The 6,542-nt window shown below is 39.2% G+C and carries 5 protein-coding genes and 1 tRNA gene; 4 read left to right on the forward strand and 2 right to left on the reverse strand.

The annotated features are described in order from the left end of the window. Positions 1-110: 110 nt before the first annotated feature. A complete protein-coding gene (locus CSV61_RS12290) occupies positions 111-950 on the reverse strand; it encodes a conserved phage C-terminal domain-containing protein (protein ID WP_099639444.1) in 840 nt (279 codons plus the stop codon). 401 nt (positions 951-1,351) lie between these two features. On the opposite strand from CSV61_RS12290, the gene CSV61_RS12295 reads away from it, so the two are divergent. From CSV61_RS12295 to CSV61_RS12310, 4 genes are all read left to right on the forward strand, one after another. Further along, positions 1,352-2,614 (forward strand): hypothetical protein, encoded by a 1,263-nt coding sequence (locus CSV61_RS12295; protein ID WP_099639445.1) that lies wholly within the window; start codon positions 1,352-1,354, stop codon positions 2,612-2,614. A gap of 408 nt (positions 2,615-3,022) precedes the next feature. Further along, the gene (locus tag CSV61_RS12300; protein WP_099639446.1) at positions 3,023-4,000 is read left to right on the forward strand and encodes a DUF1835 domain-containing protein; all 978 of its coding nucleotides are present in this window, start codon (positions 3,023-3,025) and stop codon (positions 3,998-4,000) included. Positions 4,001-4,344: 344 nt separating this feature from the next. Further along, entirely contained in the window at positions 4,345-5,433 is a 1,089-nt protein-coding gene (locus tag CSV61_RS12305) for an S-layer homology domain-containing protein (RefSeq protein WP_099639447.1), read from the forward strand. Between the two features lie 110 nt (positions 5,434-5,543). Then, positions 5,544-5,615 (forward strand) — tRNA-Asn (locus tag CSV61_RS12310). Positions 5,616-5,672: 57 nt separating this feature from the next. Here CSV61_RS12310 and CSV61_RS12315 read toward each other — a convergent pair. After that, complete coding sequence (locus CSV61_RS12315; RefSeq protein ID WP_233193597.1) at positions 5,673-6,401, reverse strand: polysaccharide deacetylase family protein; 729 nt, start codon at positions 6,399-6,401, stop codon at positions 5,673-5,675. Between the last annotated feature and the right edge of the window lie 141 nt (positions 6,402-6,542).

The following is a 6,542-nucleotide window of genomic DNA, read 5'->3' on the forward strand; positions in this document are numbered from 1 at the left end:
AGGTGCTTTTTCATGTCTTAAAATATGTTCAAGATCATTTTCCTCTACGTCATTCTTTACACATCTACGCATTGTCTACTTGAAAAGATAAGCCTTGTATTCCACTATAGTTAATTACCATATAGTAACTCCTCACCGCGATTAAAATCGAGAACTGGTGGAATGTATGGTTCTTTTTCTGGTTTCTTAGTAACAACTAGCTCATTGACATAGTTTTCAAAGTTTGTTGCGTTAAACAAAGTAGATGGTCTAAGGAACGCATTGAATTTAGGAAGGTTCAACCACTGCTTGGTCTTTAAGTCGATGACACGAATAAAGTCTTCCTGTGTGTAGCCTTCTTTGATTCGGTCGTTGATGAATTTACGGGTAGCAGCGGACTCCGCTTTAAAATGTTTTCCGGTTTTGTCATTCAAGTACTGTATCACAGAATGTGCAACGTCGAGATTCTTCTCGACAATGGTTTTATTATTGATCTTCTTAAGTTCTTTGGTTATAGGCCGTCCCATTGTGGGATACGCCGTCGTTCCAGAGTGGGTTTGCACAGCGTCCAATTGTGAGTTGATTGACGTTTCATGTTGAGCTAGTGGAGTGTTCACTTTTGGGTCGGCCAGTATTTCATTTGACGTATACGAAAATGGCAGCTTTTCATAATCGATTCGGTACCATTTGGTATTGTCGATTTTCATCTTATTGTGCTTGGAAGTGGAAATCAGATATCCTTTATGTTCTAAGTCATACGTAATCCGTTTAATTGTATTTAGCGACCAAAACGGAAATTCTTCCATCCAGTCGTCATATGTATTGAACACCCATTTATGACCGTCACGAATGTTTTTTGATATGTTCGAACGGTAGTGAAGTTGTTGCAAGAATAGCGCAGCGTTCAGTCCTACTTTCATTGCCAATGAAGGTAATAGTGGAATCGGATCTTCGTTAATTAATAATTTCATCTGGTGGTCCCCCTCGAGTAAAGTGATGTAGGAGTATTCATTTAGTGCTCCTCATACTTCATATAGAGAGTATTTCTAAAAAGGATACATCATCTTTTAAAAAAGATGTAAGGTGCTTGTAGTAATTCTAAGTGAATGTCGGAAGTTTTATTATTGTTGAAAATAAAATGAAACTATAAACAACTATTTGAGTCAATAATTCAAAGAATTACATAATAAGATTTTATGAACAGGTTAATTTTTCCAAGAGTAGATAATGGATTACAGACTTTACAGTTCACTTCGCTTATGATTAGTATAGTGATAAAAATATTTTTTGAACAAGGTGTCTGTTTAGAAAAAATATGAAATTTTTCTAAACACCTTTATTAAAGGATTTGAAAAGAGAATGGAGTAAAAAGATGGAATTTATGATTGGGTTTCTTATTCTGCTATCTATTGTTTTAATTAGCCTTTATCTTACTAGAAAAAACACATTACCGTACAAAAAGGAAGACACTTCTACTACTAAGAGTAATTTGATTTTTAATGATACATACTCAACAGAAAATGAAATACCCTGGGAAATTTCAGCTTTCAACAAAAATGAAATTCCATCGTTTAGTCAACAGAATCCACTAGTATTAACAGATCAACTAAGAAGCTATGTGGGAGAGATTATTAAATCCTCGCCTAATGCCATGAATCTCATTCAAACAGAAAAGAAACTCGTTATTAAATTTAAATCAGATGTTATGAACAAACTTAATAATGGAGACCTCACAATTATGAAGAAAAAGGGCTCACTTAATGAATATAGGCCAATTGCTGTAGATGGGAAACATAAGATTAGGGCACATGGATGGACAGAAACTAATGAGATAAAAAAAGTTAATCCAGCACAACTTGCAAATGTTGTTTTTGGCGTAATGACTATCGTGACATCACAAGAACATTTAGACAGAATTAACAAACAACTAAACACTATGGATAATAAAATCGACTCGCTGCTTCGTAAATATAATAATGACAAAACCGGATTTGTAAGTGGAAGTATACGTTATCTAAAATCTGTTTTGCCAAGTATAGTTGCAGAAGATAACCTGTCAAATACTTATCTTATAAAAATTGAAGATATTTCTTCTGAAGCATATACTCAACTGGAATCTGTGTTAATTGAATTAAATGCTCGAATAATCGAGATTTCAAAGTTTAAAAATAATAAATTTAAAATCGATGATAATATCAAGGGGGTAAAAGATCTTTACTTCAAATTTGAAGAGGGGTTACTGATAGGTTATGGAACCCTAGAATTAATTTCGATTTGTTTGAAAATGTTGACTGAACTGAGCAGCAATAGTGAAGTCAACAAGAATAAACTATCAGATATCGAAGATTACTACGATAAGTTAAATAAATTGAATTCTCAATTTGAATCTTCAATCTCTATAAAGAGCTTAGAACTGGGTGCAACTTTTAGAAGGCAAAAAACGATTCAAAGTAAAAAGACAGAGATTAACAAACAGTATTTACATCATCGTGAAATAATAAAATTACAACAATCTACTACTCAACAACACATTCATCAATTAAAAAGTGGTGATAATATACCCTTTGTTGAACAGTTAAATCTTCAAATCGAGTATGATGAGAATGATAAATTGGTTGTTGCTAATAGGATATAAATAAAGACTTTTTAGGATATTCCCCTTTATTAAAAACTTAGTTTATTACTTATAAAGACTTGAATATATCCCTAACTTAGAACTTGAGTAATCTATACAATTTTGTGAGATAGTTTTATTAGGAAAATGAAAGTGCGGTTGATTTGAAAAGACTTGAGAATCTATGATCTTGTATGAAAATTAACTACGTGAGAAACAAACTTAAATGCTCAAACAATCATGAGTGCTTCTACATCAGTTACTTTTCATTGTATATGGGTTTGGTAAACTTTTATTGTATGTGGACCTGATACCATTTTAATGGTTAAAAAAGTGTAATTATTTAAGCATGTATCGAAATTTCTAGTGTGCGCACTTTTTATGTAAACTTTTGAATTTAAAAAGCCAACCGAAAGGAGTGCAATATAAATGAATGAAAATCACCGGCCAAGTAACCCATATACGCCACAACAAGCGAAAGCAATTGTCGATCAACTGTTCATTCAAGCAGAGCGACAAGACGATGAAGCGCTCGGGAAAGTAACGCGGTCGTTGCTCGCTGCGGATGAAACGTGCCCGCAGACGGTCCACATCGTCTTCGATCGTGCGTTTGCGGGAGCCCTACGACATGCATTTCGCAAAGAGCCCTTAAGATCTACCGAGCAAATTATCTCACTACCGGACATCCTATCCATCGGTCCGGTGGAATCTCTCCATACGGATGAGGGAATCAAGAACCGATTTTGTTGGCTTCAAGGACATCTCCGCGGTGACATCCAAGAACAAGAGAGTGAATTCCATAGTGCGATACAGGACATCAAAAGCATCCCGCCACACTTACCAATTATTCTTTGGGCTGGTAACAACGCAGCAGAACAAACCGGCCTGCGATTTGCTACCTATCTCCTGAGCGGTCAGCCCAATGAAATTAGCGAACTCAACAGTACCAAAGCATATGAATCCTTGTACAGAGCTGCGGATCATAGCGAAGAGATTCACATCCTTCGTTCCAGTGAACTGTCGCCTGAACAGCTGCTCGAATTTTACGCGCATTACGAACCGTGGAAATGGAACCTAACCCGACGCGCAGCAATCGAACAGGAAGGCGAATCACTTATGTATGATGGGTCTTACTTGCGCACTTGGGAACACGATGAACTGTGGAGCTCAGATGAAGATCGCTACGATACGTTCATCATGGATTGTGCACGTCAGTTACAGTCCGCGTATCCTGGTGAATATTACAACGTACTGCGTCTCATTGGGCAAGTATACGGTGAATTGGAGCAGTATACGGGTGATGAATGGATTGAGTACCGTGTGAAGGAATTGATCCGGTACGGAGAGCTCGCGTCCAAAGGGGATAGTGGAGACTGGCGGAAATATAAGATACGAGTAATAGGATAGAAGATTACTATTCCTACTATTAAAATTAGGTGTGAGAAACAATCATTAATGTTTCAACAATCATGAAGGCATGAGTAAGGTACCAGGTCCCCACACAAATCCGAAACAATTCTGAATTGAACTAGAGTTGTGTAAGGACCTGGTACCTTTAAACTAGACACGGAACTACTCTCAGTAGTTTCGTGTCTTGTTTTACGTACACGGGATAAAGGGTATGGAGTATATAAGACAACCCATAAAAGGAAAATATCACCCGACATACTGTAAGTTATCATATATAACTCGCGATGATCATATAAAGATAGAGTGTGCAAAAATGTGAATACATAAAGGGGGAAGAAAGATTGTTAAAAAAGTGGATTGCGGCATGTGCGATTTTTCTACTGGCGGTGACCGGAACGATGCAGTCTACAGAAGCTGCAAGTTTTACAGACATGAAGAAGAACAGTTCTTCGCTGTATGTGGAAGTGAATTACCTGGCGGACCTCGGTATCATCAGTGGGTATCCGGACGGCCAGTTCAAGCCGAATGAGCCGATCGCAAAGAAGCATATTGCGGCCATGCTCGTCAAGGCGCTGGAGTTGCCGATGACGGATTTGGCGGACCCTGGATACAAGGACGTTCCGAAAACACATCCGTATTACAATGAAATAGCAGCAGCGTACAAGGCAGGACTGTTTTCCAAGGCGGCTAATTTCAAACCGGAATCTAGCATCTCACGTGCATTCATGGCGCGGTTGATGAGCAAGGCATTTCATTTGAAGGTGCAAGAGAAAGCGGATTATACGCCAGCTTACAGTGATGTTAGAAGAAATTCGGACTTCTATACCGATATTATGAGGGTATCGACCAATAATGTCGCTACCGGTTATCCGGATGGGACATTCAAGCCGAAGCAGCTGATCACCCGTGCGCATTTCGCTGCATTCCTGACTCGCGCAATGACAGCGAGGACGATGAATATTATGCCGGACGCTGGTTATACGTATTATTACACGGACGGCTCTAGCACATATCGCTATGATCATGAGGGCAAGGAAGAGAACGGCCTAGACTACTGGCGCATTACCAATGAGACGGAGTATGAAGACATTCCGCGACTGGGCTTTGTGCAAGATTCATCGTACTATGGAGAAGGATATGATGATTGGAACCATTACGATCAATATATTCCGCATCCTTTCGTGGTAACACAGATTTATCATCATGATGATATAGGGCCGGTTGGTTACGGGAACGGGTGGATTACTTCTACAAACGCAAAGAAAACAGTTCGCGGTACAGAGTATCGTGATGTGCTAGTCGTTGAGAGCTACTTCCCGTGGAATAAAGAAACTGTAATTGAATACTACGCAAAAGATATTGGCTTAATTCAGCGAGTGGATGGTTCAGGGAAAGAGCTGTACGGACTGGTGAAGCGTGTAAAAGAATAAGCGCACGGACTTGGTCTTCGAGCCACTTCGGGACCAAGTCTTCTCATTAATAAACGATGTATAGATGTTCGAATCCTGTCCATACTATATAGCGTGAAAAGAATTCATTTTCCAAAGTAGCTCAGCGGTAGAGCAATCGGCTGTTAACCGATCGGTCGCAGGTTCGATTCCTGCCTTTGGAGTACATAAAAAACTCTCCCAACTTAGGTCAGGAGAGTTTTTTGCTTTGCGCGGGCAATTTATTCATCAGTCCAAGCTGTTCCGTTCACACGTTTTTCGCTCAGCAGTTCACTGACGGTCCCCAGTCGAAGACCTTTTTCTGTGATTTGCGTAATCATATCTTCCATTCCTTCAGCTACAGGTTTGGTCGGGTGCATTAAAACCATCGAGCCGTTCTCCACTTGAGATACGACCCGGTTCACCATTTCATGAGTCGCTGGTTTTTTCCAGTCGACTGTATCCACTGTCCATAAAACCGTATGCATTCCGAGCTGACTTGCGGTTTCAACTGTTTGCTGATTAAAACTGCCGCTTGGCGGACCGAACCATTTGGGCGATGGAATCCCGAGTGTTTTTTTGATGACCTCATTGGTCTTTTTTAACTCTTCCATTGTTTCAGCTTCTGATTTCTGTTGTAGGTCGGGATGGCTGTAAGCGTGGTTTCCAATTTCATGTCCTTCACTATGAATCAATTTAGCCAAGTCAGGATTTTTACTTACCCAGCTACCATCGAAGAAGAAGGAGGCTTTCGTTTTATGTTTCTTCAGCACATCCAAAATATCAGGAATATATTCATTACCCCAGGCCACGTTAATCAAAAAAGACACCATCGGTTTATCGGGATTTCCTTTGAATATGGGGTGGGGGTCTAGGTCTTTCAAATGAACGGAGGGAGTTGTTTCTTTGTAAACGACTTTTGATTCATCGAATTTGCCAGCCGCTTTCATTTTCTTATAGCTGGCTTCCAAATCCACTTGTAAACGTTAAACTAGATTCAACAGCTTTCAACAAATAAGAATCAACAGTTTTCCAATATAAATCTACTTTCTATATACTGAAGCTAGTCTATAGAAAGAGAGGAATAGGAAGTGGAAAAGTGGATGGTTTAC

The sequence above is a fragment of the Sporosarcina sp. P3 genome (genome assembly GCF_002743415.1).
Taxonomy (GTDB): domain Bacteria; phylum Bacillota; class Bacilli; order Bacillales_A; family Planococcaceae; genus Sporosarcina; species Sporosarcina ureae_A.